This window comes from Streptomyces roseicoloratus (assembly GCF_004117935.1).
In the GTDB taxonomy this organism is placed as follows: domain Bacteria; phylum Actinomycetota; class Actinomycetes; order Streptomycetales; family Streptomycetaceae; genus Streptomyces; species Streptomyces roseicoloratus.
Genome location: NZ_SDOY01000068.1, coordinates 1 through 22,482 on the forward strand (window position 1 = coordinate 1; position 22,482 = coordinate 22,482).

A 22,482-nucleotide genomic window follows, 5' to 3' on the forward strand; every position below is an offset into this window, starting at 1 on the left:
CCGCCCGGTCTCCGCCCCGGCCGCCGCGACCGGGCTCACGACGGACACCGCCGCCCCGCTCGTCTCGGTCACCTGGACCGATCACGTGACAGGACGTCAGGGCTTCCTCGTCATCGACCGGCTGGTGCGCGGTGTGTCCAGCGGCGGGCTGCGCATGCGGGCGGGCTGCACCCTCGACGAGGTCACCGGGCTCGCCCGTGGCATGACGATCAAGGAGGCGCTGCACTACGACCCGCGGGCCCGTTACGTTCCGCTCGGCGGCGCCAAGGGCGGCATCGACTGCGATCCGCGCGACCCCGCGGCGTACGGCGTGCTCGTCCGCTATCTGCGCGCGCTGCGCCCGTACGTCGAGCGGTTCTGGACCACCGGCGAGGACCTGGGGCTCACTCAGGACCTGGTCGACCGGGCCGCGGCCGAGGCGGGCCTGGTCTCCTCGGTGCAGGCGGTCTTCCCGCTGCTCGACGACGAGGCGGCGGCGCGGCGGCGGCTCGCCGACGCTTTCGCCGTGGAGGTCGGCGGCATCGGGCTCGACGAGCTGGCCGGCGGCTGCGGTGTCGCCGAGTCCGTGCTGACCGCGCTGGACCGGGCCGGGGTGCCGCACGCGGGAACGCGTGTCGCGGTGCAGGGTTTCGGGACGATGGGCGGGGCGACCGCCCGGTTCCTGGCCGCGGCCGGACTGCGGGTCGTGGCGGTGGCCGACGTGAGGGGCACCGTCGCCTGTCCGGAGGGCCTGGACGTCGAGGCGCTGCTGGCGGCGCGCGACGCGTACGGCACGGTGGACCGGGCCGCGCTGCGTCCCGGTGACGCCGAACTGCCCGGCGACGCCTGGCTGTCGGCGGAGGCCGACGTCCTGGTCCCGGCGGCCGTGTCGTACGCGGTCGACGCGCGCAACCAGGCCGCGATCACGGCCCGCTGGGTGGTGGAGGCGGCCAACATGCCCGTCCTCGCGGAGGCGGAGGACCTGCTGGCGGCTCGAGGCATCACGGTCCTTCCGGACGTCGTGGTCAACTCGGCCACCAACGCCTGGTGGTGGTGGACGCTGTTCGGCGACATCGGCGCCGACGCGGAGGAGGCCTTCGCGCACATCCGGCGCGCCATGCGGGCGCTGGTGGAACAGGTGCTGGACCGCGCCGACGAGGACGGGACCACCCCTCGCGCCGCCGCGCACCGGCTGGTCGCCGACCGGCTGCCGGAGATCGCCGAGCGGTTCGGCTGTTACGCCTGAGCTCGGACGGACGGCTGTGTAGGGTGAGTTCGTGGCCAGAGTCCGGTTGAGCGTGGAGGAACGACGGGCGGAGATCCTGCGGGTCGCCGTCGAGCAGATCGAGGCCCGCGGCGTCAGCAACGTGCGCATCTCCGACGTCTCTTCGGCGCTCGGAGTCAGCAGTTCCCTGGTGCTGTACCACTTCACCACCAAGGAACTCCTCGTGGCCGAGGCCTTCGCGCACGCGGCCGAGGGCGACCTCGCCCAGTTGCGCGCGATCCTGGACAGGCCGCGCAGCAGCGCGACGCGGCGGCTGCGGGCCGCCGTGCGCTGGTACGCGCCGACCGGGCAGGCCAAGGGCTGGCGCCTGTGGATCGAGGGCTGGGCCGCCGCGCTGCGCGAACCCGCGCTGCGCAAGGTCACCCACGACCTGGACCGGCGCTGGAAGGCCGCGATCGCCGAGGTGGTGGCGCAGGGCGTGGCCGCGGGCGAATTCGTCTGCGACCGCCCGGAGGACGCTGCCTGGCGGCTCACCGCCCTGCTCGACGGACTGGCCGTGCAGACCACGTCGTACGGCGGACCGCTCGACCTCCCCACGATGTTGGAGTGGGTGGACGCCGCACTCGACCGCGAACTGGGCATCGGCAGCGAGCCGCTGACCACGGGCAGCCACTGAGCCGACCCCCGGGCCCGCGCCCGGCCGGCCCCTGCCCCACCGCCGGGCGTCGAGGCCGCCGCGCCTTTCCCGCCGGGCCTCGCTATCTGCCCGTGACGCGGATCCGCAGCTGGTACGGGGCGCCGCTGCTGATGGCCCGGGCCTGGTCGAGCAGGTCGGCCGGGGTGAATCCGAGCAGCGCCTCCTCGGCCGCCGCCCGCAGCAGCGGCACGATCGTCTCGACGGGCCGCCCCCGGTGGGAGTCGGCGAGGGCGGCGAAGGCCTCCTGGTAGGGCGCCGCGTACCCGCTCGCGCTGTCCGCGAGCAGGTGGTCGAGCTGCCGCCGGTCCACACTGATCTCACCCATGACCGCTCCCTCGCGCCGTGGGTCCGGCGTCTTCCGGACCCTTCTTTCCCGACGGTACGAGGGGGGTCTGACAGTGACCGGCCACGGCGGCAGGGCCCCGACGACGCCCATGGGCGCGCGGCTTCGGGATCCGGCACCCCCGAAGAGGTGGCGGGCGCGGGTCTCCGCGGGCGTGGTGCGCACGTCCGGCGGGCGGGTGTCAGTGGCGGGTGTCAGGCTGTGGGCGTACGGACGAATGACCACAGGAGACCCGAAAGCCGCACGACGCACCGGCGCGCGCACCGCGAAAGGCCATGCCCATGATCAGCACCGACTTCACCCACGGCACCCCCTGCTGGCTCGACCTCGGCGCGCCCGACGTCGGCGCCGCCGCCCGCTTCTACGGAGCGGTCCTCGGCTGGGACTACGCGCCGATGGAAGAGAGCGAGGACATGGAGGGAGGCATGTTCCGGAAGGACGGCAAGATCGTCGCGGGGCTCGGGAAACTGACCGAGGAGGGCGCGCGTTCGGCCTGGATGATCTACTACACGGTGACCGACGCGGACGCGACGACGGCGGCCGTCGAAAGCGCCGGCGGTACGGTGCGGGTGCCGCCCCGCGACCTGGACGAATGGGGCCGGATGGCCCAGTACAGCGATCCGCTGGGCGGCCAGTTCGCCGTCTGGCAGCCGGGGACGGACACGGGCGCGGAGCTGGTCGACGAGCCGGGCTCGCTCAACTGGACCGAGCTGTACACGAGCGACGCCGCCGCGGCGCGGGAGTTCTACGGCGGCGTGCTCGGCTGGCGGTTCAGCGACATGGCCATGCCGGGCGGCGAGGGCACGTACACCCTGATCACGCCCGGCGACCTGCCCGAGGAGCGGATGCAGGGCGGTCTCATGGAGGTGTCGGAGGGCGACCTGGCGTTGGCCGGCGGGCGCCCGTACTGGCACCCGGTGTTCGCCGTCGACGACTGCGACGCGGCGGTCGAGGCGGTGGCGGCGAACGGCGGCACGGTCCGGATGGGGCCGGTCGACGCGGAGGCCGTGGGCCGGCTCGCGGTCTGTCTGGATCCGTCGAACGCGGACTTCGTGGTCCTGGCCCCGGCTCCGCCCGCCGCCTGAGGCCGCCCGCGCTCGGCCCGCTGCCCGTGCTCCGGGCCTACGGGGCCAGGACGTTGAGGGCGGCGGGCCGTACGCGGACCGTCACCGGCAGGGTGGCGTCGACCTCGCCGTCCGCGCCGTAGGGCAGCGGGCGGTCGGCCTCGATCCGGATCTCCTTGCCGCGCAGGATCTCGACCTGGGGCCGCTCCAGGTGAGCGCCCGTCTTGAGTTCGTTCATCATGGCGAAGAAGTGGCGCTTGGGCGCCTCCTTGATCACCACGACGTCGAGCAGGCCGTCGTCGACCCGGGCGCCCGGAGCGATGTTCCGGCCGAAGCCGTAGAAGCCGGAGTTCGCGGCGACGACCGTGTAGCCGGTGCGCTCGTGCTGTTCCCCGTCGACGGTGAGCCGGTAGACGGCGGGCCTCCAGGCGAGGACGGCCCGGAGGCCGCCGACGTAGTACGACGCCGCGCCGCGCAGCAGCCGGGACTCGTTGGCGTGGCGGTTGGCCACCGCGTCGACGCCCGCGTACACGCTGCCGAGGACGCAGACCCGGTCGTGTACCGCGGACTCCACCTCGATGGTGTCGACGGCCCGTGGCGCGCCGTCGAGCAGCACCTCGGCGAGCCGCTCCGCGTCGGTCGGCAGCCCGAGCGCGCGGGCGAAGTCGTTGCCGCGGCCCGCGGGCACCAGGCCGAACACCGTGTCCGTGCCGCTGAGCGCCCCGCCGACGCAGCCGGCCATGCCGTCGCCGCCGACGGCGAGCACGACGTGGCCACGGTCACCGGCGTCGCGGGCGATCTCCCGCGCGTGCTCCAGGCTGCGGCTGTAGACGGTGTCGAGCCGCGCGCCCGCCTCTCGGAGGAGGCGGGCCAGCGGGAGCAGACCCGCCGTGCCACTGGAACCCCCTGCGGTGGGGTTGACGACGGCGGTGAACTGTCGCATGGGTCAGGCCTCCGGGCGGCAGACGAAGCGGCGGACGAGGATGTTCGAGCGGACGGCGGGGTACGGCAGGACGGCGGGGTACGGCGGGCGGCGGAGCGCGGGTTCGAGCGGTGAGCGGGTCGAGCGGACGGCGGGCGCGGGCCGACGACGCGCCCGCCGAGCGGCCGACCCGGCCCGCCACCGGCCCGGCACACCGCCGGATCGGCGGGCGACGGGCTCGATGGACGGCCGGTTCAGCAGACGGCCGATTCAGCAGACGGCCGGTTCAGCGGACCGGGACGAGGATGCCGGGGCTGAGCACGCCCGACGGGTCCACCTCGGCCTTGACCGCCTGCAGCATACGGATGCCGAGCGGGCCGATCTCCTGGACGTAGCCGTCGCGGTGGTCGGTGCCGACGCCGTGGTGGTGGCTGATGGTGCCGCCGGCCGCGAGGATCGCGTCGTTGGCGGCGCGCTTCGCGGGCGCCCAGTGCGCGACCGGGTCCTCCCCCTGCGCCGAGACGACGGTGAAGTACAGCGAGGCGCCGTTCTCGTACGTGTGCGAGATGTGGCACATGACCAGCGGCGGGGTGCCGGCGTCGGTGAGCGTGCCGGTCAGCGCGTCGCGCACGGCCGTGTACAGGCCGGGGATCGCGGACCAGAAGGCGGCCGTCTCCAGCGTCTCGGCGAACGCGCCGGCGTCGAGGAGGGCGTCGCGCAGGTAGGGCGCGTTGTAGCGGCCGTGCTCCCACTTGTCGCCGGGCTCCTCACCGAGGTACTCGCCGTCACAGGCGAGCAGGACCTCGCGGGCGGCGGCGCGGCGGGCGGACGTGTCCCCCTCGGTGCCCTCGAAGCCGACGATCGCCATGCAGCCGGGGTTCTGTGGGAGCTCGCCGCCGATGGCGTCCGGCTGGGCCAGCCCGACGAACGTCTCCGACTCGTCCGAGAGGCGCAGCACGGTGGGCTTCGGGCCGTCCTGGGAAAGGCGGCGCAGGGCCGCGGTGCCGGCCTCGAAGGAGGCGAAGCGCCAGCCCTCGTAGATCCGCTTCTCGGGCAGCGGGCGGACCCGCACGGTGACCGCGGTGATCACGCCGAGGGCGCCCTCGGAGCCGAGGATCAGCTGGCGCAGGTCGGGGCCGGCGGCGGAGCGCGGGGCCCGGCCGAGTTCCAGGGTGCCTTCGGGGGTGGCGACCGTGAGGGCGAGGACCATCTCGTCGAAGCGGCCGTACCCGGCGGAGGCCTGACCGCTGGAGCGGGCCGCGGCGAAGCCGCCGACGGTGGCCCATTCGAAGGACTGCGGGAAGTGTCCGAGCGTCCAGCCCCGCGCGTTGAGCAGGGCCTCGCACTGCGGGCCGCGCAGGCCGGGCTGCAGGGTCGCGGTGCGGGACACCTCGTCGACGGAGACGAGCCGGTCCAGGCGGCGCAGGTCGAGCGCGACGAAGGGGCGCTTCGTGGTGGGCGCGAGGCCGCCGACGACGGAGGTGCCGCCGCCGAACGGAACGGCGGCGAGTCCGTGCTCGGCGCAGACGCGCAGCACGGCGAGGACCTCGTCGTGGCCGGCCGGGAGCACGACGGCGGCCGGGATGTCGTCGACCTCGCCGGCGCGGATGCGCAGCAGGTCGGGGGTCGACTTGCCGCGGGTGTGCCGGATGCGGCTCTCGGCGTCCTCGCGCAGGCCGTCCGGGGCGGCGACGGCCGTGCGCAGCGCGGTGCGCGCCTCTTCGGTGAGGGCGGCGGCGGGCGTCTCGACGGCGTCGAGGGTCGCCGGTCCGCTCTCGCGCGGGGTGACGCCGAGCAGGTCCCGCAGCAGGCCGGTCACCGCGTCGGGCAGCGGCGCCGCCTTGGCCGGGTCGCCCCAGCCGCTCCACAACATGTCCACTTCGATGGTCCTCACGGTCTGTTTCACGGACGGCGCTGCCGCTCGGCCCGCACTGGCATTACACTGTGACAGATGACGCCCATTCGTCACAACCATACGGACGCGGATCCCGTGCTCGACGCCGCACGCGACTGCGTGCTCGCCGTCGGCGTACGCCGCACGACCCTCACCGACGTCGCCCGGCGCGCGGGCGTGTCCCGGATGACGCTGTACCGGCGGTGGCCCGACGTGCGCACGCTGGTCGGCGACCTGATGACCCGTGAGTGGATCGCCGTCGCCGCGGGCGCCATGCCGCCCGACGCCGGCGATGGGCACGACGGTGAGCACAGCGGCGACGAGGCCGGCGACGGCAGGCCCGTACGGGAGCGGATCGTCGAGGGGATGGTCGCGGGAGTCGCCGCGTTCCGGAGCCACCCGCTGTTCCACAAGATCCTCGACGTCGATCCCGAACTGCTGCTGCCGTACGTCCTCGACCGCCGCGGCGCCAGCCAGGAGGCCCTGCTCGGACTGCTCACCAGCGCGCTGGAGGAGGGCCACGAGGACGGCTCCGTGCGGCGCGTCCGCACGGACCTGCAGGCCCGGTCCCTGCTGCTCGTCGTCCAGTCCTTCACGCTCTCGCTGCGCACCATGACCGACGAGACCGATCCCGACCTGAGCGAAGCCGCCTTCCTCGACGAGCTGCGCACCCTGCTGGAGAGGACCCTCACGCCATGACCCCCACGAGCAGCCCCGCCCTGCCCGGTTCCTCCCTCGACGCCGAGCGGCGCCGCCGCGACCTGGAACGGCTCGCCGACGGCACCGACGGCGCGGTCGACGTGCTGGTCGTCGGACTCGGCGCCACCGGCGCCGGAGCGGCCCTCGACGCGGCCGCGCGCGGGCTCGGCGTCGTCGCGATCGACGCCCACGACCTCGCGTTCGGCACCTCGCGCTGGAGCTCCAAGCTGATCCACGGCGGACTGCGCTACCTCGCGTCCGGACAGCTCGACGTGGCGCACGAGAGCGCCGTCGAACGCGGCATCCTCATGGAGCGCACCGCGCCCCACCTCGTCCGCCCCCAGCCCTTCGTACTGCCCCTCACCCCGCTCGTCAGCCGGGGCCAGGCGGCCCTCGCCCGCGCCGGTTTCGTCGCGGGCGACCTGCTGCGCGTCTCCGCCCGCACCTCGCGCGGCACGCTGCCCCGGCCGCGCGCCCTGTCCGCGGTCGAGACCCGCCACCTCGCCCCGGCACTGCGCCCCACCGGGCTGCGCGGCGGACTGCTGTCCTGGGACGGCCGGCTCTCCGACGACGCCCGCCTGGTCACCGCGATCGCCCGCACCGCGGCCGCCCACGGCGCCCGCGTCCTCACCCGCACCCGGGCCCTCGCGCTCCACCGCGACGGCGCGCTGCTCCGCGACGAGCTCACCGGCCAGGAGCTGACCGTCCGCGCCCGCACGGTCGTCAACGCGACCGGCGTCTGGGCGGGCGGCCTCGTCGACGACGTGCGCCTGCGGCCCTCCCGCGGCACCCATCTCGTGCTGCGCTCCGAGGACCTCGGCCGGCTGTCCGCCGGACTGCACATCCCGATCCCCGGCGAGACCAACCGCTTCGTCCTGGTCCTCCCCCAGGGCGACGGACGCGTGTACGTGGGTCTCACCGACGAGCCCGTCGACGGCGCCGTCCCCGACGTGCCGGACGTGCCGGAGACCGACATCGGCTTCCTCCTCGACGTCCTCGGCTCCGCCCTCGACGTCAGCCTCCAGCGCTCCGACGTCGTCGGCGCCTTCGCCGGGCTGCGCCCGCTGCTCGACACCCAGGACACCGCGGGCCGGACCGCCGACATCTCCCGCAAGCACGCCGTGCTCACCTCGCCCGACGGTGTCGTCACGGTCGTCGGCGGCAAGCTGACCACGTACCGGCGCATGGCGCAGGACGCGGTCGACGCGGCCGTGGCCGCCGCCGGACTGGCCGCGGGCCCGTGCCGCACCGCCTCCCTGCCGCTGGTCGGCGCCGCCGCTCCGCGGACCCTCGCCGGGCTCGACGTCCCGTCGCGCCTCGTGCACCGCTACGGCTCCGAGGCGCCGGCCGTCCACGCGCTCGGCCTGGCGGATCCCGCCCTGGCCCGGCCCGTGGTGCCCGGTCACCCGGTGACGGGCGCCGAACTCGTGTGGGCCGTCCGCCACGAGGGCGCCCTCGACACGTCCGACCTCCTCGACCGCCGCACCCGCATCGGCCTCGTACCGGAGGACCGCGCCACGGCGGAGGAGGCCGCCCGCGACGCCCTCGCGCGCACCGCTGCCACGGCCTGACGGGCGTCCGGGGCCCTGCGGTCCGCCGTACGGCCCCGTGGTCCGCCTCTCCGAAGGAACCGCGTCACGGAGCGGCGGACGCCGCCTGCCGGCCGTGGCCGGGCCGTCGCCCTCGATCCGGGTCAGGGGGCGCAGGCCGGAGTGGCGGCCCGAGGCGGCCGCTTCACAGGGAACTCACCGGGAGGACCACGCCCACGGGAGGTGGACGGCGTCGCGGCGCCCCCGATCAGAGCGCGGCGACGATCTCCTCGACGCGCTGTTTGGCGTCGCCGAAGAGCATGGCGGTGTTCTCGCGGAAGAAGAGCGGGTTCTGGACGCCCGCGTAGCCCGAGGCCATCGAGCGTTTGAAGACGATGACCTTGTTGGCCTCCCAGACCGTGAGGACCGGCATGCCGGCGAGCGGGCTCGAGGGGTCCTCGGCGCCGGCCGGGTTGACGGTGTCGTTGGCGCCGATCACGAGGACCACGTCGGTGTCGGCGAAGTCGCCGTTGATCTCGTCCATTTCCAGGACGATGTCGTACGGCACCTTCGCCTCGGCCAGGAGCACGTTCATGTGCCCGGGCAGCCGGCCGGCGACCGGATGGATGCCGAAACGTACGTCCACGCCCTGTGCGCGCAGTTTCTCGGTGAGCTCGGCGACCGGGTACTGGGCCTGGGCGACGGCCATGCCGTAGCCGGGGGTGATGACCACCGACCGGGCCGCGGTGAGGAGTTCGGCGGCGCTCTCGGCGGTGATCTCCGTGTGCTCGCCGTAGTCGGCGTCGGAGCCCGACGGCGCCTCGATGCCGAAGCCGCCGGCGATCACGGAGAGGAAGGAGCGGTTCATCGCCCGGCACATGATGTACGACAGGTAGGCGCCGGAGGAGCCGACGAGGGCGCCGGTCACGATGAGCAGGTCGTTGCCCAGCAGGAAGCCCGAGGCGGCCGCCGCCCAGCCGGAGTAGCTGTTGAGCATCGACACGACGACGGGCATGTCGCCGCCGCCGATGGAGGCGACCAGGTGCCAGCCGAGCGCGAGGGCCAGGGCGGTGACGGTGATCAGGAGCCACAGGTCGGGCGTGATCACGAACCAGATCGTGAGGGCGAGGAAGAGGCCCAGCGCGCCCAGGTTGAGGGCGTTCTTGCCGGGCAGCATGAGCGGCCTGGAGGCGATCCTCGCGGAGAGCTTGAGGTTGGCGACGATCGAGCCGGTGAAGGTGACGGCACCGATGAACACACCGATGAACACCTCGGCGTGGTGGATGCCGAGGGTGCCGAGCGCGTCCAGGGCCTGCGCTTCGTGGCCGTGGGGGTCGTGCTCGACGTCGAGGAAGCCGTTCCAGCTGACGAGGACGGCGGCGAGGCCGACGAAGGAGTGCAGCAGGGCGATGAGTTCGGGCATGCCGGTCATCGCCACGCCGCGGGCGCGCCGCAGGCCGATGAGCGCGCCGGTCAGCATCGCCAGGCCCATCAGGCCGAGGCCGGCGGTGCTGACGTCGCCGTCGACCGCGAGCACGACCGTCGCGACGAGCGCGACGCCCATGCCGAGCATGCCGAAGGCGTTGCCCAGCCGTGCCGATTCGTGCTTGGACAGGCCGGCCAGGGCCAGGATGAAGAGGAGCGCGGCAACGAGGTAGGCCGCCTGGGCGGCGAGGGTCGCGGTCATGTCGTCAGCTCCGGTTGAACATGGCGAGCATGCGACGCGTCACCGCGAAGCCGCCGAAGACGTTGATACTGGCCAGCAGGATCGCGACGAACGACAGCACCGTGACCGCCGTGCTCGACTGCCCGATCTGCAGGAGCGAGCCCACGACGATGATCCCGGAGATCGCGTTCGTCACCGACATCAGCGGCGTGTGCAGGGCGTGGTGCACATGGCCGATCACGTAGTAGCCGATCACGATCGCCAGCACGAAGACGGTGACGTGCGGGAGCAGGGCGGCCGGGGCGAAGCCGGCGGCGAGGAACAGCGCCAGCGCGGCGACGGACACCGCGCCGAACTTCCTTCCCGCCGTCACCGGCTTCCGCACCGCCGACTCCACGGCGGGCGCGGCCGCCGCGGCGGCGGGGACCGGGGCGGCCGAGACCCGCACGGGCGGAGGCGGCCACGCCGACTCGCCGGCACGGACCACGGTGATCGAACGCTGCACCGGATCGTCCCAGTCCAGCACCAGCCGGCCGTCCTTGCCCGGGGTCATCAGCTTCAGCAGGTTCACCAGGTTCGTGCCGTAGAGCTGCGAGGCCTGCGCCGGAAGCCGCCCGGCGAGGTCGGTGTAGCCGAGGATCGTCACACCGTTCGCGGTGACGGCCTTCTCGCCCTTCACCGTGCCGACCACGTTGCCGCCGTTCGCGGCCGCCATGTCGACGATCACCGACCCCGGCTTCATGGCCGCCACCATGTCCGCCGTGATGAGCACGGGCGCCGGACGTCCCGGAATCAGCGCCGTGGTGATGACGATGTCGGCGTCACGGCACTGCGCCGCGTACAACTCGGCTTCCCGCGCCTTGTAGTCGTCGCCCATCTCCTTCGCGTATCCCGTCGTCGACACCTCCACCTCCGGCGACTCGATCGACAGGTACTCACCGCCCAGCGACCGCACCTGGTCCGCCACCTCCGGGCGCGGGTCGGTCGCCCGCACGACCGCGCCCAGCGAGCCCGCCGTGCCGATCGCCGCGAGACCCGCCACACCGGCGCCCGCGACCAGCACCTTCGCCGGCGGCACCTTCCCGGCCGCCGTCACCTGCCCCGTGAAGAACCGCCCGAACTCGTGCGCCGCCTCCACCACCGCCCGGTAACCCGCGATGTTCGCCATGGACGACAGCACGTCCATCGACTGCGCCCGGCTGATCCGCGGCACCGCGTCCATCGACAACGCCGTGAACGGCCGCCGGCCCAGCTCCTCCACCATCACCGGATCGAACGCCGGCGCGAACAGCGCGATCACCGTCGCCTCCGGCCGTACGGCGTCCAACTGGGCGCGGCTCGGGGCCTCGACGCCCAGCACCACGTCCGCGGCAGCCGCCTCACCGACGGCCGCGCCGGCGGCCTCGTACGCACCGTCCGTGAAACCGGCGGCGGCGCCCGCACCGGCGTCGACGACCACCTCGTACCCCAGTCCGCGGATCTGCTCGACGGTGGCCGGCGTGGCCGCGACGCGGTGCTCGCCCGCCCGCGCTTCCCTGAGGACTCCGACAATCACGGTTCGTCTCCGTTCGCTGTGTCCGTCAACGCGTCCAGGAAGGCTGCCATGAGTGCATACACCGCCGTCGACCCCGCCACGGGATAAACCGTCAAGTTCTGCGCGCGGCACACCGCCCAGGCGTGCCGTCGGGACCGGTTCGAGCCGTCAGCGCCGGGTGTCGAGCAGCGCGGCGGCGCGCGCGGGGAGACGCGCAGTTCACGTTCCTCGGCGCCGAACTCCGCGGCCGGCGCCCGCTCCACGCGGACCGCGGCGGTGTCGGCGGTCTCCATCACGAGGAAGGCCCTCGGCCGTCAGGCGGGTCTCCCGCACGTCGCGGTGCCACTCGTGCGGGCTGCGTTCCGTGAGGGCGACGGCTGCCGGGGCTCCCTCGCCACTGGGCAGCACGACGCCCCGGTGCGCCTGCGCTCCTTCGCCACGGGCCGTCGCCGCCCCCGGCGACTTCACGTCCTCGAAGGACGGGTTCCCCCTGCTGATCGGCGCGCGGCCCGGCTACGCCGACGTGCTCACGTCGGGGCGGCCCAGGGTCGTTCGGTCGCTTCAAGGGCGGGACCGACGGGGTACGCCTCTACGGGAAGGGGCCCACCGGCGAGCAGGTCGGCAACGTGAAGGACGGCCAGGCGGCGCTCACGAACAACGACCTGCCGCCGCAGCCGTCGTTCGGCGGCAGCGTGAAGCCCGCGGCCTCCTGACACGGGCGGAACACGACGGCCGGCCCTCAGGGCCCATCCGCCGGGCCCGGTGACTCACCAGGGACACCGGGCCGGCCGGCGGTCTCCCCAGCGGGGTGATACGCGGTCGCATGGCAGCCCCAGCCGGAGACCGCGCCTCACCTCTCCGCGCCGGGTGCCCTGTACCCGATCCGCCCGGCTCTGCCCAAGGCATCCAGGGTGTCATCGACGGTCAGGAGAACGGTCGTCTCGAACGAACTGAGCGCGCCGCCTCCACTGATCGCCAGCGCAACCGCCGCCATGGACACGTCGTCGGGTGCCTCCCAGAGGTTGTAGCCGTCATGCGTGCCGAAGGCGTACCAGAAGCCGTGGAGCTTCCCGCCGACCGACTCGATGTACGACCGAGCGGCCTCGGCACGGTCCTCGGGGTGCCCGATCAGCCTCGCCCAGGTCTCCGGCGTGTAGCTGAACCTCGACAGATAGAGCGGCATGGATCTCTCCTTCGTTCTCCGCACGAATGCCCACGCCGAGGTGACGAGGCGTCGGACGCGGCCGCAGATCCCCCGAACGGCCGGGCACGATGACCGGCACAGCCCACCACGGGACGAAGGAGCGCCACGGGCCCCACCCGGGACCTGACAGACGAGACGTCAACGAGGCAGGGCAAGGGATCAGCGTCCGTCGCGACCGTGGCGGCGGTCGTCGACTCCCCGATAACGACTGGCCCGCGGCGAACGGGGTCTCTACGCTGAGCCGGAGCGGGAGTGCGCGCGTTTCCGCAGGTTGCGGTGCCGTGGCAGAGCGGTCCATTGCGATCGCCGTGGGCGAGGTCCCTCCCACGGCGAGTGACGGAGACGGGGCGGACCTGCTCCCGACTGTCTCGCGGGTTCGAATCCCGTCGGCACCGCAGCCGACCAGGAGGCCCAGCCCCTGCGACGCGCCCGAGCCAAGGACCACCGAGCTTCTTCGTGCCCCTTGACTACGGCGCCCGCGCCGTCACGGGGTGCGGGCGTCGGCTTTCGGCCCCCGGCCGCGAGGAGAAGGCCCGCGGATCAGCGCACCCTGCCCCGCGCCTTCAGCTGCGCCGCCGGGACCTCCGGGGCAGCGAGGCGGTCGCCGTCGTAGCCCTTGACCTCGCCGAAGCGGTCGCCGGTCATCCAGTCTTCCCTCGCCTGGCGGATCTCCTCGTCCGTGCGTCCCACGAAGTTCCACCACATGACGATCTCCTCCTCGAACGGCTCGCCGCCGAGGAGCATCAGGCCGGCGTCGGAGGCGGCGCGCAGCGGGAGTTCGGTGCGGCCGCAGCCGAGGTAGAGCATGGAGCCGGGCTGGAGGGGGACGTCGTCGACGTGGGCCTCGCCGGACATGGCGAGGACGGCGTACTCGAAGTCGGGGTCGAGCGGCAGCCGGTGCTCGGTGCCCGCGGTCAGGGCGAGGTCGGCGCCGACCAGGGGTGTGTACGTGGTGCCCGGCGACGTCGCGCCGTCGAGGGTGCCGAGGATGACCGTGGCGGTCAGGCCGGGGGCCGTGACGTGCGGGAGTCCGGCGTGGTGCTGGAAGTGCGGTGCGACGTGCCGGTGGGCGTCGGGCAGGGCGACCCAGAGCTGGGCGCCGTGGAGGTAGCGGGCGTGCGCCCTGGGGCTTTCCTCGGAGTGGGAGATGGCCCGGCCCGAGGTCATCAGGCCCAGTTCGCGGGGTCCGATCGTCTGCAGGCTGCCGGTGGAGTCGCGGTGCAGCACCTCCCCCTCGTGCAGCCAGCTGACCGTCTGCAGGCCCATGTGCGGGTGGGGCGGGACCTGCATGCCGGGTTCGTCGGCGATGTCGTCGGGGCCGTAGTGGTCGACGAAGGCCCAGGCGCCGACCATGCGGCGGCCGAGGTTGGGGAGCAGTCGGCGGACCTCGGTCGATTCGCCGAGCTGGACGTGGCGGGGGCTGAGGAGCTCGCGCACCGGTTCGGCGACGACGAAGCCCCTGCCACCGCAGACCTGGAGGGTGGCCTGGCGGTCGAGATTGCTCATGCCGCTCAACCTATTCCCGTCGGCGCCCGGAGGGGCGTGGACCCACGCCGAAATGTTGGTGGAATGTTCAACCACATCGTGGTGTTGACCCCCCTGCCGGAACGGGACGATGCAGAGAGAGGCGCTGTGAGCGACGAGACGTACTACGAGTTCGGTACCGCGGCCGACCGGTGGAGCCGCGCGCAGCTGTTCTTCGAGGCCAAGGAGTACCTGACGGCGGCGCGTATCCTGCGCGGACTGGTCGCCGAGCACCCGGACCAGACGGCGCAGCGGCTGCTGCTCGCCCGCGCGTACTACCACTCCGCGCAGCTCGCCCGGGCGGAGGGGGAGCTGCGGATCGTCCTCGAGCGCGACCCGGTCGAGCACTACGCCCGCCTGATGCTCGGCCGCACCCTGGAGCGGCAGGGCCGCGCGGACGAGGCGGCCCCGCATCTGCGGCTGGCCGCCGCCATGTCCGGCGACACCATGGAGTGAACCGCCGGCGGCCGGACGCGCGGAGGGCGGGCGGCGCGGGTACCCGTGCGGGGTATTCGGTAGGGTCGGGGCGAGCCAGAGGGACGGGCGAGGACCGACGGGGCCGGGAGGAGGACGCGCGGCGTGGACGCGAGGCGAGCGAGCGGCGGCGGTACGCCTGCGGGCGGTGCCCTGGCGCATCTGCTGCTCGTCGTCGTGCTCGCCCTCGGCGTGTTCGTCATGCACACGGTCGGCCACCCCGAGGGCTCCTCCGGAGGCAGCACCGGAATCGGTGCGCATGTCGGAACGGATGTCGGTACGGATGTCGGTACGCGCGGAGTGACGCGCGCGGCCGCCGGCAGTGACGACGCCGGGAGCGGGGGCCCGGCCCGCGCCCACGACGGCGCCGAACACAAGAGCACCGGGCACGGAGCCTCCTCGCACGGCTCCGGCACCGGTAGCGGCACGGACATGAGCACGCTCTGCGTGGCCGTTCTCGGGGCCTGGCTGCTCGCCGCCCTCGTCCGCGCCGCCCTCGCGCGCCGGCCGTACCGGACCGCCCCGCTCCTCCCCGGGCTGCTGTCCGCCCTGGGTCCCCACGCGCCGCCGCCCCGGCCGCCCACCCTCGCCCGGCTGTCGGTCCTGCGGATCTAGAACGCCTCCCGCCGCGCGGGCACTTCGCCGTGCCCGCGTACGCGTTCGAACGATCCGACACACGAAACGACAGCACACGAGGTGTGACACACATGCGTGCCCTGAACAACCGCATCACCCGGAGGATCGCGCTGACCGGCGCCGTCGCCGCCACCGGCCTCCTGCTCGCCGCCTGCGGAGGCTCCGGCGACTCCGACGGCATGAACCACGGCGAGAAGCCCTCGGCCTCCGCCTCGGCCCAGGCCTTCAACGACGCGGACGTGATGTTCGCGCAGATGATGATCCCGCACCACGAGCAGGCCCTCGCGATGGCGAAGCTCGCCGACGGCCGGGCCGAGGACGCCGAGATCAAGCAGATCGTCACGGCGGTCGAGAAGGCCCAGGACCCGGAGATCCGCATGATGACGTCCTGGCTGAAGGCCTGGGGCAAGCCCGAGGCTCCGGCGGGTGGTCACGGCGGCCACGCCATGGCAGGCATGCTCTCCGACGCCGACATGACCGACCTCGCCGCCGCGAAGGGCAGGGAGTTCGACCGGAAGTTCGCCGAGCTGATGATCGCGCACCACGAAGGCGCGGTGGAGATGGCGAAGACCGAACAGAAGGACGGCAAGGACCCCGAGGCGAAGAAAGTCGCCGACGACGTCGTACGGACCCAGGCCGCCGAGATCGCCCAGCTGAGGAAGATCCTCGACCGGCTCTGACGCGTGCAGAGGTCCGCTCGCGGTCGGTGAGGTCCGCTCGCGGTCGGTGAGGTGCGATCGGTCGTTGAGGTGCGCTCGGTCGTTGAGGTGCCCTCACCGTCGTGAGATGTGCTGACCGGCGCTCACGCACGGCGGTGGGTGTCGGCCCGGACGGCCGGTGCTGACGGGCGCCGGCCGGTCCGGCACAACAGGCCCTGGCCGACTTCGGTCGGTACCGGCGCCGACCGCAGGCGCCGGCCCGACGCGCCCCGACGGGGCGCGGTTCGTCCCTTCCGCACCCCTACGCGTTCCCCGTCGTCGCCGTCGCAGGCGGCGGCTCCCACGGCAAGGGGTCCGGCGTCTCGAACGGCCAGGGCGGTGCGTCGGGGTGACGGGACGTCTGGTCGGCGTACCAGAGGATCTGCTCCGTGTGGAGGGCCGGGCGGGAGAGGCGGGCCAGGGCGGGGTAGGAGGCCGCGACGGCCTGGGCGAGGTGCAGGGCCGCCTCGGCGTCCGAGGCCGGGTCGCCCGGTCGGGTGTGCGGGACGCCGTACCACTCGGCGACGGCGCGGAGGGAACGGCCGCCCAGGCGGTAGCGGTCGGCGTGACGGTCGAGGACGAGCGGGTCGCAGACCGGGGCCACACCGGACGCGAGCCGCTCGGTCAGCGGGGCCAGGCCGTGGCGGACGAGTTCGGCGTGCAGGGTCGACAGGACGTACGGAGCGAACCAGACGACGAGCGGCTCCCCCGTCGTGAGGTGCGCGGCGACCAGGCCCGCGACCTCCTCCAGGGCCTCGGCGGGCGGCCGGGCCGCCGCGCCGTGCCCGGCCTCCGGCGCCTCGATCTCGGACGCCAGGTCCAGCACCCAGTCGCGCGCCGTGCCGTCGCTGCCGCGCAGCGCCGCCGCGCGGATCCGGTCCACGGCCGGGCGGTGGCCGGTGGCCGCGATGTCCAGGGACAGCAGGGGCCGCCGGTGCCAGCCGGGATGGTCGCCGCGCGGCGGCGGTCCGGGGGCGGGGGCGTGCTGCGGGTGGTACACCTCCCAGCCCTTCGCGCCGTGCCGCAGCAGCCCGGCACCCGCCGGGACCGGGCCGCCGCAGCGCGTGCAGGAGGCGTCGTATTCGTTGGCGCGTTCCCCGGCCGTCACGGGGCGCCCGCCCTGTCCCGGTACGCCTCCAGGAGCCGCAGCCAGGCCTCGCTCAGGGTCGGATACGACGGAACGGCGTGCCAGAGGCGGGCGATCGGGACCTCGCCCGCGACGGCGACCGTCGCCGAGTGGAGCAGTTCGCCGACCCCGGACCCCACGAAGGTCACGCCGAGCACCACCTCGCGGTCCCGGTCGACGACCATCCGCGCGCGGCCCCGGTAGCCCTGGGCGTAGAGCCCGGCGCCCGCCACCGACGTCATGTCCAGGTCGACGGCCCTGACCCGGTGTCCCGCGGCCTGCGCGGCGGCCAGCGAGAGCCCGACCGCGGCCACCTCGGGATCGGTGAACACGACCTGGGGTACGGCCGCGTGGTCGGCGGTCGCGCGGTACGGGCCCCATGCGGCGCCGTCCTCCGCGCCGCCGCCCTTCGCGTCCTCCGCGCCGCCGGCCCCGACCGCCGTGCCGGCCCGTGCGGCCCCGGCAGCGGTGCCGCCCGCTTCAGCCCCCGAGGCACCGGCGGCCCCACCCGCCCCGTCCGCCCCGTCCGCCCTGTCCGCCGCGCCTGCTGCTGCCCGGGCCGCGATGGCGGCGCCCGCGATCCGCGCCTGGTACTTGCCCTGATGGGTGAGCAGCGCGCGGTGGTTGACGTCCCCGACGGCGTACAGCCAGTCGTGCCCCTCGACCCGCAGGCTGTCGTCGACGGCGAGCCAGGAGCCCGGTTCCAGGCCGACCGTCTCCAGTCCGATGTCCTCCGTACGTGGCCGGCGCCCGGTCGCGAACAGCACCTCGTCGCCCTCGACGACGTCCCCGTCCGCCAGGACCACGGTGACCGGGCCCGTGCTCCCGTCCCGTACGACCGCGGAGACGACGGCGCCGGTACGGACGTCCGCGCCGCGCTCGGCGAGGGCCTCGGCGACGTGCTCGCCGGCGAACGGCTCCATCCGGGGCAGCAGACCGTCGCCGCGGACCAGGAGGGTCACCCGGGAGCCGAGCGCCTGCCAGGCGGTCGCCATCTCGACCCCGACGACTCCTCCGCCCACCACGACCAGCCGATCGGGCACCCGCGGGGAGCTCGTGGCCTCGCGGCTGGTCCACGGCCGCGCGCCGGCGAGCCCGGGCAGATCGGGGAGCACGGCACGGCTGCCGGTGCAGACGGCGACGGCGTGCCGTGCGGTCAGCACGTGGCGGTCGCCCTCGGGTCCCTCGACGGTGACCCGACGGGGGCCGTGCAGTCGGCCCTGGCCGCGGTAGAGCTGCGCCCCGGTGGAACGCACCCAGTCCACCTGGCCGTCGTCCTTCCAGTCGCCGACCACGGAGTCGCGGTGGGCGAGGACTTCGTGGGCGTCCAGCGGTCCGTACGCGTGGGCGCGCAGACCGGGCACCCTGCGCGCCTCGGAGCGGACGATCGCCGGCCGCAGCAGTGACTTGCTGGGCATGCAGGCCCAGTACGAGCACTCGCCGCCGACCAGTTCCGCCTCCACCACCGCCGCGCTGAGCCCGGCGGCCCTGACCCGGTCGACGACGTTCTCCCCGACCGGTCCCGCGCCCAGGACCACCACGTCGTACTCGTGCGTCCGCTCGTCTTCCGCCGCTCGTGTCATGGGAACCAGTCTGGCGGCGACGGCGCGGATCGGCGCGGAATAGCACGGCTCGATAGGAGGTTGTGCGGGACGAGGTCCCAGGGGACCGTAAGGCGACCACCAGGAGACCGGAAGGTAGGCACATGAGCACTGTCGAGCTCACCAAGGACAACTTCGACGAGGTCGTGAGCGGCAACGACTTCGTCCTGATCGACTTCTGGGCCTCCTGGTGCGGTCCGTGCCGGCACTTCGCCCCGGTCTTCGAGGCCGCCTCCGAGCGGCACGAGGACCTGGTCTTCGCCAAGGTCGACACCGAGGCGCAGCAGGAGCTGGCGGCGGCGTTCGAGATCCGCTCGATCCCGACCCTGATGATCGTGCGCGACAAGGTCGCGGTGTTCGCCCAGCCCGGCGCGCTGCCGGAGGCGGCCCTGGAGGACCTGATCGGCCAGGCCCGCAAGCTGGACATGGACGAGGTGCGCAAGTCCATCGCCGAGGCCCAGCCCGAGTCCGCCCCGCAGCAGGGCTGACCGACAGCCGCCGACCGTCGGCCGCGGCCGACCGGGAACGCAGGTGCCCGGAGCGGCGCGGCCGACCGGGAAGCCAGGTGCCCGGTACGGCGCGGCCGACCGTGGCAGCGGACAAGGCGACAGCCGGAGACGCGGTGAGGGGCGGCCCGGATCCACCGGGCCGCCCCTCACGCCTGCCGTACCGACGGCCGCCCCTCACGCCTACCGTACCCACGGCCGCCCTCCACGCCTGCCGTGCCCATGGCCGCCCTTCACGCCTGACCAGCGCGAGGTCCCGTCCTGGCGCTCCGGGACCGGCCCGAGGCTGGATCCTGGCGTTCCGTCCGGGACCGGCGCGAACCTTCTGTCTTAGCGCTCCAGAACCAGCGCGAGGCCCTGGCCCACGCCGATGCACAGTGCCGCCAGGCCCGTGCCGGAGCCGGCCGCGGCGAGCTGGTGGGCGACCGCGCCGGCGAGCCGGGCGCCCGAGGCGCCGAGCGGGTGGCCGATGGCGATGGCTCCGCCACGCGGGTTGACCACCGCGGGGTCGAGTTCCGGCCATTCCGCCATGCAGCCGAGCGCCTGGGCGGCGAAGGCCTCGTTCAGTTCGAAGGTCGTGAGGTCGGAGAAGTCGCGGCCGGCCTTGTCCAGGGCCCGGCGCACGGCCTCCACCGGGCCGAGTCCGAAGAGCTGCGGCTCGATGCCGGTGACGGCGGAGGCGCGGATCCGCGCCAGCGGCTCGCGGCCGGTCTCGCGCAGCCCCGCCTCGTCGACGAGGAGCAGGGCCGCGGCGCCGTCGTTGAGCGGGGAAGCGTTGCCGGCCGTGACGGTGCCGCCGTCGGGGCGGAAGGACGGCTTGAGCTTGGCCAGGGCCTCGGGCGAGGTGGTGTCGCGGATGCACTCGTCGCGTCCGAGCTCGACGCCCGGATACGGGACGACCTCGCCGTTGTAGAGACCCTTGGCCCAGGCCTCGGCGGCCTTGCGGTGGCTGGCGAGGGCGAACGCGTCCTGCGCCTCCCGGGTGATCGCGTGCTTGTCGGCGACCTGCTCGGCGCCCTCGCCGAGGGAGACGGTCCACTCGGCGGGCATCCGCGGGTTGGTCATGCGCCAGCCGAGGGTGGTGGAGTGCAGCTGCTGGTGGCCGGCGGGGAAGGCGCGCTCCGGCTTCTGCAGCACCCAGGGCGCCCGGGACATGGACTCGACGCCGCCGGCGATGGCCACGGAGGCGTCGCCGAGGGCGACGGCGCGGGCGGCCTGGATGACGGCCTCCATGCCGGAGCCGCAGAGCCGGTTGACGGTCACGCCCGGCACCGAGGTCGGCAGTCCGGCGAGGAGGACGGCCATCCGGGCCACGTCGCGGTTGTCCTCGCCCGCGCCGTTGGCGTCGCCGAAGTAGACGTCGTCCACCCGGGCCGGGTCGAGCGCCGGGGTGCGGTCGACGAGCGCCTTGACGACGTGGGCGGCGAGGTCGTCGGGCCGTACGGAGGAGAGGGCACCGCCGAACTTGCCGATCGGGGTGCGGACGGCGTCGACGATGTAGACGTCGCGGATGCTCATCGGTTTCTCTCCCACGTGAGGTTCGCGGTTCGCGGACGGGCAAGGACACGGGGACGATCACCCGGCGACACTCCGTCGTTCGCCTGGTGAAATAATCTTCATCTCCGCGCGCCCGAGTCTCCGCCCGTCCACGGCTCCTGTCAACGCCTCCCCGGGCCCGTCCCGACGCCTCCCCGAACCGGTCCCGACGCCTCCCCGGGCCGGTCTCAACGCCTCCCCGGGCCGGTCTCAGGTCCCCTGATCAGCGCCGTCAGGCCGTAATCGAGTTCCCGGCCGTCGACCAGCAGGGCCTCCACGGTCCGCGTCCCGGGATCGATGTCGGCGGTCAGGCCGTGTCCCTCGTAGATCGGATAGCCCGTCTCGCCGGTACGGCCGGTCGCCTCGACGACCGCCGACCGCACGGCACTGTCCTCGACGGAGGCGTCGCCGCGGTCCTCCACGTGCGCCGGAACCAGAAGGATCTCGAAACGCTTCGGATGTGTGCTCATGGACCGACGCTAAGCCGGACGTCCGCGCCTCGCCGCCCGGCCCGCCGGCCCCCGGGGCCGCCGCCTCAGCTGGACTCGCGGTGCACCACGTACGAGTCGAGCCGTTCGTGCCGCTCCGGGGCCGTGCCCGGTTCGCGGACCACGCGGTCCACCAGTTCGGCGAGCTCGCCGCCGCCGACCATGTCGATGTGCACCGTGCTGAGCCGGGGCCGCAGGAGCCGGCCGACGACCAGGTCGTCCGAGCCGACCACGGCGGTCTCCTCGGGCACCGCGATCCCGGCGTCCTGGAGCGCCCGCATGAGGAGCATGGCGTACTCGTCGTTGTAGCCGAACACTCCGTCGAGGTCGAGATCGCGCCAGCGGGCGGCGAGCGCGCCGGCCGGCTCCTCCTCGTACCGCAGCGAAAGCGGGACGACGGTGGCGCCGGCGGCTTCGGCGGCGGCGCGCACGCCCTCCAGGCGCGGTACGGAGAACACCTCCAGGCCGGGTTCCCCGGGCATCACCACGCCGAGCCTCCGGCGGCCGCGCTCGACCAGATGGGCCCCGGCCAGCCGGCCGACCCGGGTCTGGTCCATGACGAGCGCGTGGGTGCCCTCGACCTGCTGCGGGCCGACCGTGATGACCGCCTTGGCGCCGGAGCGCCTGAGCAGCTCCACCCCGGTCGGAGTGAGCTCCACGTGGCCGAGCGAGACCACCGCGACCGGGCGCAGCTCCGCCCAGGCGCGGGCGGCCTCGTCCGCGTCCATGCCGACGCTGCCGTACTGCACCACCGTGTAGTCGAGGCTCCGCAGGGCCCACTGGAGCTCGTTGAAGAAGCGGCTGTAGAGCGGGCCGACGGGCACGTGCGCGGTGGGCAGCAGCACCATCCGGCTGTGACCGGCGCGCAGGCTCCGGGCGGCGGCGTGCGGCACGTAGCCGAGTTCCTCGGCGGCCTCCCGGACCCTGCGGCGGGTGGGCTCGCTGATCCGTACGGCCGCGGTGTTGTTGAGGACGTAGCTCACGGTGGCGCGCGAGACCCCGGCGAGCCGCGCCACGTCGGCGCTGGTGGGGGCGGGGCTTCCGGCGGACTGCTTGGGTGACTGGCTCATCGATCCGGCATCTTTCCAGAACGATCCGGCGCAGGGTCTGGCGGATGGCCGGATTCGAGTGCTACAC

The 22,482-nt window shown here is 74.0% G+C and carries 22 protein-coding genes and 1 tRNA gene; 10 read left to right on the forward strand and 13 right to left on the reverse strand.

Going from position 1 to position 22,482, the window contains the following annotated elements; all coding sequences use genetic code 11:
- Positions 1-85 precede the first annotated feature (85 nt).
- Positions 86-1,225 (forward strand): glutamate dehydrogenase, encoded by a 1,140-nt coding sequence (locus ESG85_RS06105; RefSeq protein ID WP_128977038.1) that lies wholly within the window; start codon positions 86-88, stop codon positions 1,223-1,225.
- A gap of 31 nt (positions 1,226-1,256) precedes the next feature.
- Entirely contained in the window at positions 1,257-1,880 is a 624-nt protein-coding gene (locus ESG85_RS06110; protein WP_128977001.1) for a TetR/AcrR family transcriptional regulator, read from the forward strand.
- An 82-nt stretch (positions 1,881-1,962) separates the two neighbouring features.
- Here the strand turns inward: ESG85_RS06110 and ESG85_RS06115 are convergent, their stop codons facing one another.
- A complete protein-coding gene (locus tag ESG85_RS06115; RefSeq protein WP_128977002.1) occupies positions 1,963-2,226 on the reverse strand; it encodes a hypothetical protein in 264 nt (87 codons plus the stop codon).
- Between the two features lie 299 nt (positions 2,227-2,525).
- Here ESG85_RS06115 and ESG85_RS06120 point away from each other — a divergent pair, with 299 nt between their 5' ends.
- Positions 2,526-3,329 carry a VOC family protein gene (locus ESG85_RS06120; protein ID WP_128977003.1) on the forward strand — a complete coding sequence of 268 codons (804 nt, stop codon included), beginning with the start codon at positions 2,526-2,528 and terminating at the stop codon, positions 3,327-3,329.
- A gap of 37 nt (positions 3,330-3,366) precedes the next feature.
- Here the strand turns inward: ESG85_RS06120 and ESG85_RS06125 are convergent, their stop codons facing one another.
- Both ESG85_RS06125 and ESG85_RS06130 read right to left on the reverse strand, forming a co-directional pair.
- The gene (locus tag ESG85_RS06125; RefSeq protein ID WP_128977004.1) at positions 3,367-4,251 is read right to left on the reverse strand and encodes a diacylglycerol/lipid kinase family protein; all 885 of its coding nucleotides are present in this window, start codon (positions 4,249-4,251) and stop codon (positions 3,367-3,369) included.
- A gap of 265 nt (positions 4,252-4,516) precedes the next feature.
- The gene (locus tag ESG85_RS06130) at positions 4,517-6,109 is read right to left on the reverse strand and encodes an FAD-binding oxidoreductase (RefSeq protein WP_128977039.1); all 1,593 of its coding nucleotides are present in this window, start codon (positions 6,107-6,109) and stop codon (positions 4,517-4,519) included.
- A 72-nt stretch (positions 6,110-6,181) separates the two neighbouring features.
- Here ESG85_RS06130 and ESG85_RS06135 point away from each other — a divergent pair, with 72 nt between their 5' ends.
- Entirely contained in the window at positions 6,182-6,823 is a 642-nt protein-coding gene (locus ESG85_RS06135; protein ID WP_128977005.1) for a TetR/AcrR family transcriptional regulator, read from the forward strand.
- The gene (locus tag ESG85_RS06140; RefSeq protein ID WP_128977006.1) at positions 6,820-8,394 is read left to right on the forward strand and encodes a glycerol-3-phosphate dehydrogenase/oxidase; all 1,575 of its coding nucleotides are present in this window, start codon (positions 6,820-6,822) and stop codon (positions 8,392-8,394) included. The genes ESG85_RS06135 and ESG85_RS06140 overlap by 4 nt, the downstream gene beginning before the upstream one ends.
- Positions 8,395-8,620: 226 nt before the next feature.
- Here ESG85_RS06140 and pntB read toward each other — a convergent pair whose 3' ends face one another.
- From pntB to ESG85_RS06160, 4 genes are all read right to left on the reverse strand, one after another.
- A complete protein-coding gene (gene pntB / locus ESG85_RS06145; protein WP_128977007.1) occupies positions 8,621-10,039 on the reverse strand; it encodes a Re/Si-specific NAD(P)(+) transhydrogenase subunit beta in 1,419 nt (472 codons plus the stop codon).
- A gap of 4 nt (positions 10,040-10,043) precedes the next feature.
- Positions 10,044-11,573 carry a Re/Si-specific NAD(P)(+) transhydrogenase subunit alpha gene (locus tag ESG85_RS06150; protein WP_128977008.1) on the reverse strand — a complete coding sequence of 510 codons (1,530 nt, stop codon included), beginning with the start codon at positions 11,571-11,573 and terminating at the stop codon, positions 10,044-10,046.
- Positions 11,570-11,848: a hypothetical protein gene (locus ESG85_RS35280; protein WP_181018976.1), complete on the reverse strand. Its 279-nt coding sequence runs from the start codon at positions 11,846-11,848 to the stop codon at positions 11,570-11,572. Before ESG85_RS35280 ends, ESG85_RS06150 begins: the two co-directional genes overlap by 4 nt.
- Positions 11,849-12,402: 554 nt before the next feature.
- The gene (locus ESG85_RS06160) at positions 12,403-12,735 is read right to left on the reverse strand and encodes a GYD domain-containing protein (RefSeq protein WP_128977009.1); all 333 of its coding nucleotides are present in this window, start codon (positions 12,733-12,735) and stop codon (positions 12,403-12,405) included.
- A gap of 296 nt (positions 12,736-13,031) precedes the next feature.
- Here ESG85_RS06160 and ESG85_RS34855 point away from each other — a divergent pair.
- Positions 13,032-13,151: transfer RNA gene (locus tag ESG85_RS34855), tRNA-OTHER, on the forward strand.
- A gap of 145 nt (positions 13,152-13,296) precedes the next feature.
- On the opposite strand, the gene ESG85_RS06165 is transcribed toward ESG85_RS34855, so the two are convergent.
- Positions 13,297-14,262, reverse strand: coding sequence for a pirin family protein (locus tag ESG85_RS06165; RefSeq protein WP_128977010.1), 966 nt, complete (start codon positions 14,260-14,262; stop codon positions 13,297-13,299).
- A gap of 126 nt (positions 14,263-14,388) precedes the next feature.
- Here ESG85_RS06165 and ESG85_RS06170 point away from each other — a divergent pair, with 126 nt between their 5' ends.
- From ESG85_RS06170 to ESG85_RS06180, 3 genes are all read left to right on the forward strand, one after another.
- Positions 14,389-14,736 carry a tetratricopeptide repeat protein gene (locus ESG85_RS06170; protein ID WP_246094832.1) on the forward strand — a complete coding sequence of 116 codons (348 nt, stop codon included), beginning with the start codon at positions 14,389-14,391 and terminating at the stop codon, positions 14,734-14,736.
- Positions 14,737-14,859: 123 nt separating this feature from the next.
- Complete coding sequence (locus ESG85_RS06175; protein WP_128977012.1) at positions 14,860-15,369, forward strand: hypothetical protein; 510 nt, start codon at positions 14,860-14,862, stop codon at positions 15,367-15,369.
- Positions 15,370-15,461: 92 nt separating this feature from the next.
- Positions 15,462-16,070, forward strand: coding sequence for a DUF305 domain-containing protein (locus tag ESG85_RS06180; RefSeq protein ID WP_128977013.1), 609 nt, complete (start codon positions 15,462-15,464; stop codon positions 16,068-16,070).
- Positions 16,071-16,350: 280 nt separating this feature from the next.
- Here ESG85_RS06180 and ESG85_RS06185 read toward each other — a convergent pair whose 3' ends face one another.
- Positions 16,351-17,196 (reverse strand): 3'-5' exonuclease family protein, encoded by an 846-nt coding sequence (locus ESG85_RS06185; RefSeq protein ID WP_128977014.1) that lies wholly within the window; start codon positions 17,194-17,196, stop codon positions 16,351-16,353.
- Positions 17,193-18,797 (reverse strand): dihydrolipoyl dehydrogenase family protein, encoded by a 1,605-nt coding sequence (locus tag ESG85_RS06190; protein ID WP_128977015.1) that lies wholly within the window; start codon positions 18,795-18,797, stop codon positions 17,193-17,195. Before ESG85_RS06190 ends, ESG85_RS06185 begins: the two co-directional genes overlap by 4 nt.
- Before the next feature lie 122 nt (positions 18,798-18,919).
- Between ESG85_RS06190 and trxA the strand changes: the two genes are divergently transcribed.
- A complete protein-coding gene (trxA, locus tag ESG85_RS06195; protein WP_128977016.1) occupies positions 18,920-19,303 on the forward strand; it encodes a thioredoxin in 384 nt (127 codons plus the stop codon).
- A gap of 348 nt (positions 19,304-19,651) precedes the next feature.
- Here the strand turns inward: trxA and ESG85_RS06200 are convergent, their stop codons facing one another.
- The 3 genes from ESG85_RS06200 to ESG85_RS06210 form a co-directional block, all read right to left on the reverse strand.
- Positions 19,652-20,839, reverse strand: coding sequence for a thiolase family protein (locus ESG85_RS06200; RefSeq protein ID WP_128977017.1), 1,188 nt, complete (start codon positions 20,837-20,839; stop codon positions 19,652-19,654).
- Positions 20,840-21,045: 206 nt separating this feature from the next.
- Positions 21,046-21,327: a hypothetical protein gene (locus ESG85_RS06205; RefSeq protein WP_128977018.1), complete on the reverse strand. Its 282-nt coding sequence runs from the start codon at positions 21,325-21,327 to the stop codon at positions 21,046-21,048.
- Positions 21,328-21,392: 65 nt separating this feature from the next.
- The gene (locus ESG85_RS06210; protein ID WP_128977019.1) at positions 21,393-22,415 is read right to left on the reverse strand and encodes a LacI family DNA-binding transcriptional regulator; all 1,023 of its coding nucleotides are present in this window, start codon (positions 22,413-22,415) and stop codon (positions 21,393-21,395) included.
- Positions 22,416-22,482 lie beyond the last annotated feature (67 nt).

What these genes read in the sequence shown, in the direction of transcription:
- ESG85_RS06140 (WP_128977006.1), top strand. Translation starts at nt 6,820, where the DNA reads ATGACCCCCACGAGCAGCCCCGCCCTGCCCGGTTCCTCCCTCGACGCC.
- ESG85_RS06210 (WP_128977019.1), bottom strand. Translation starts at nt 22,415, where the DNA reads ATGAGCCAGTCACCCAAGCAGTCCGCCGGAAGCCCCGCCCCCACCAGC.
- ESG85_RS06160 (WP_128977009.1), bottom strand. Translation starts at nt 12,735, where the DNA reads ATGCCGCTCTATCTGTCGAGGTTCAGCTACACGCCGGAGACCTGGGCG.
- ESG85_RS06180 (WP_128977013.1), top strand. Translation starts at nt 15,462, where the DNA reads ATGCGTGCCCTGAACAACCGCATCACCCGGAGGATCGCGCTGACCGGC.
- pntB (WP_128977007.1), bottom strand. Translation starts at nt 10,039, where the DNA reads ATGACCGCGACCCTCGCCGCCCAGGCGGCCTACCTCGTTGCCGCGCTC.
- ESG85_RS06120 (WP_128977003.1), top strand. Translation starts at nt 2,526, where the DNA reads ATGATCAGCACCGACTTCACCCACGGCACCCCCTGCTGGCTCGACCTC.
- ESG85_RS06205 (WP_128977018.1), bottom strand. Translation starts at nt 21,327, where the DNA reads ATGAGCACACATCCGAAGCGTTTCGAGATCCTTCTGGTTCCGGCGCAC.
- ESG85_RS06190 (WP_128977015.1), bottom strand. Translation starts at nt 18,797, where the DNA reads ATGACACGAGCGGCGGAAGACGAGCGGACGCACGAGTACGACGTGGTG.
- ESG85_RS06200 (WP_128977017.1), bottom strand. Translation starts at nt 20,839, where the DNA reads ATGAGCATCCGCGACGTCTACATCGTCGACGCCGTCCGCACCCCGATC.
- ESG85_RS06165 (WP_128977010.1), bottom strand. Translation starts at nt 14,262, where the DNA reads ATGAGCAATCTCGACCGCCAGGCCACCCTCCAGGTCTGCGGTGGCAGG.
- trxA (WP_128977016.1), top strand. Translation starts at nt 18,920, where the DNA reads ATGAGCACTGTCGAGCTCACCAAGGACAACTTCGACGAGGTCGTGAGC.
- ESG85_RS06135 (WP_128977005.1), top strand. Translation starts at nt 6,182, where the DNA reads ATGACGCCCATTCGTCACAACCATACGGACGCGGATCCCGTGCTCGAC.
- ESG85_RS06125 (WP_128977004.1), bottom strand. Translation starts at nt 4,251, where the DNA reads ATGCGACAGTTCACCGCCGTCGTCAACCCCACCGCAGGGGGTTCCAGT.
- ESG85_RS06115 (WP_128977002.1), bottom strand. Translation starts at nt 2,226, where the DNA reads ATGGGTGAGATCAGTGTGGACCGGCGGCAGCTCGACCACCTGCTCGCG.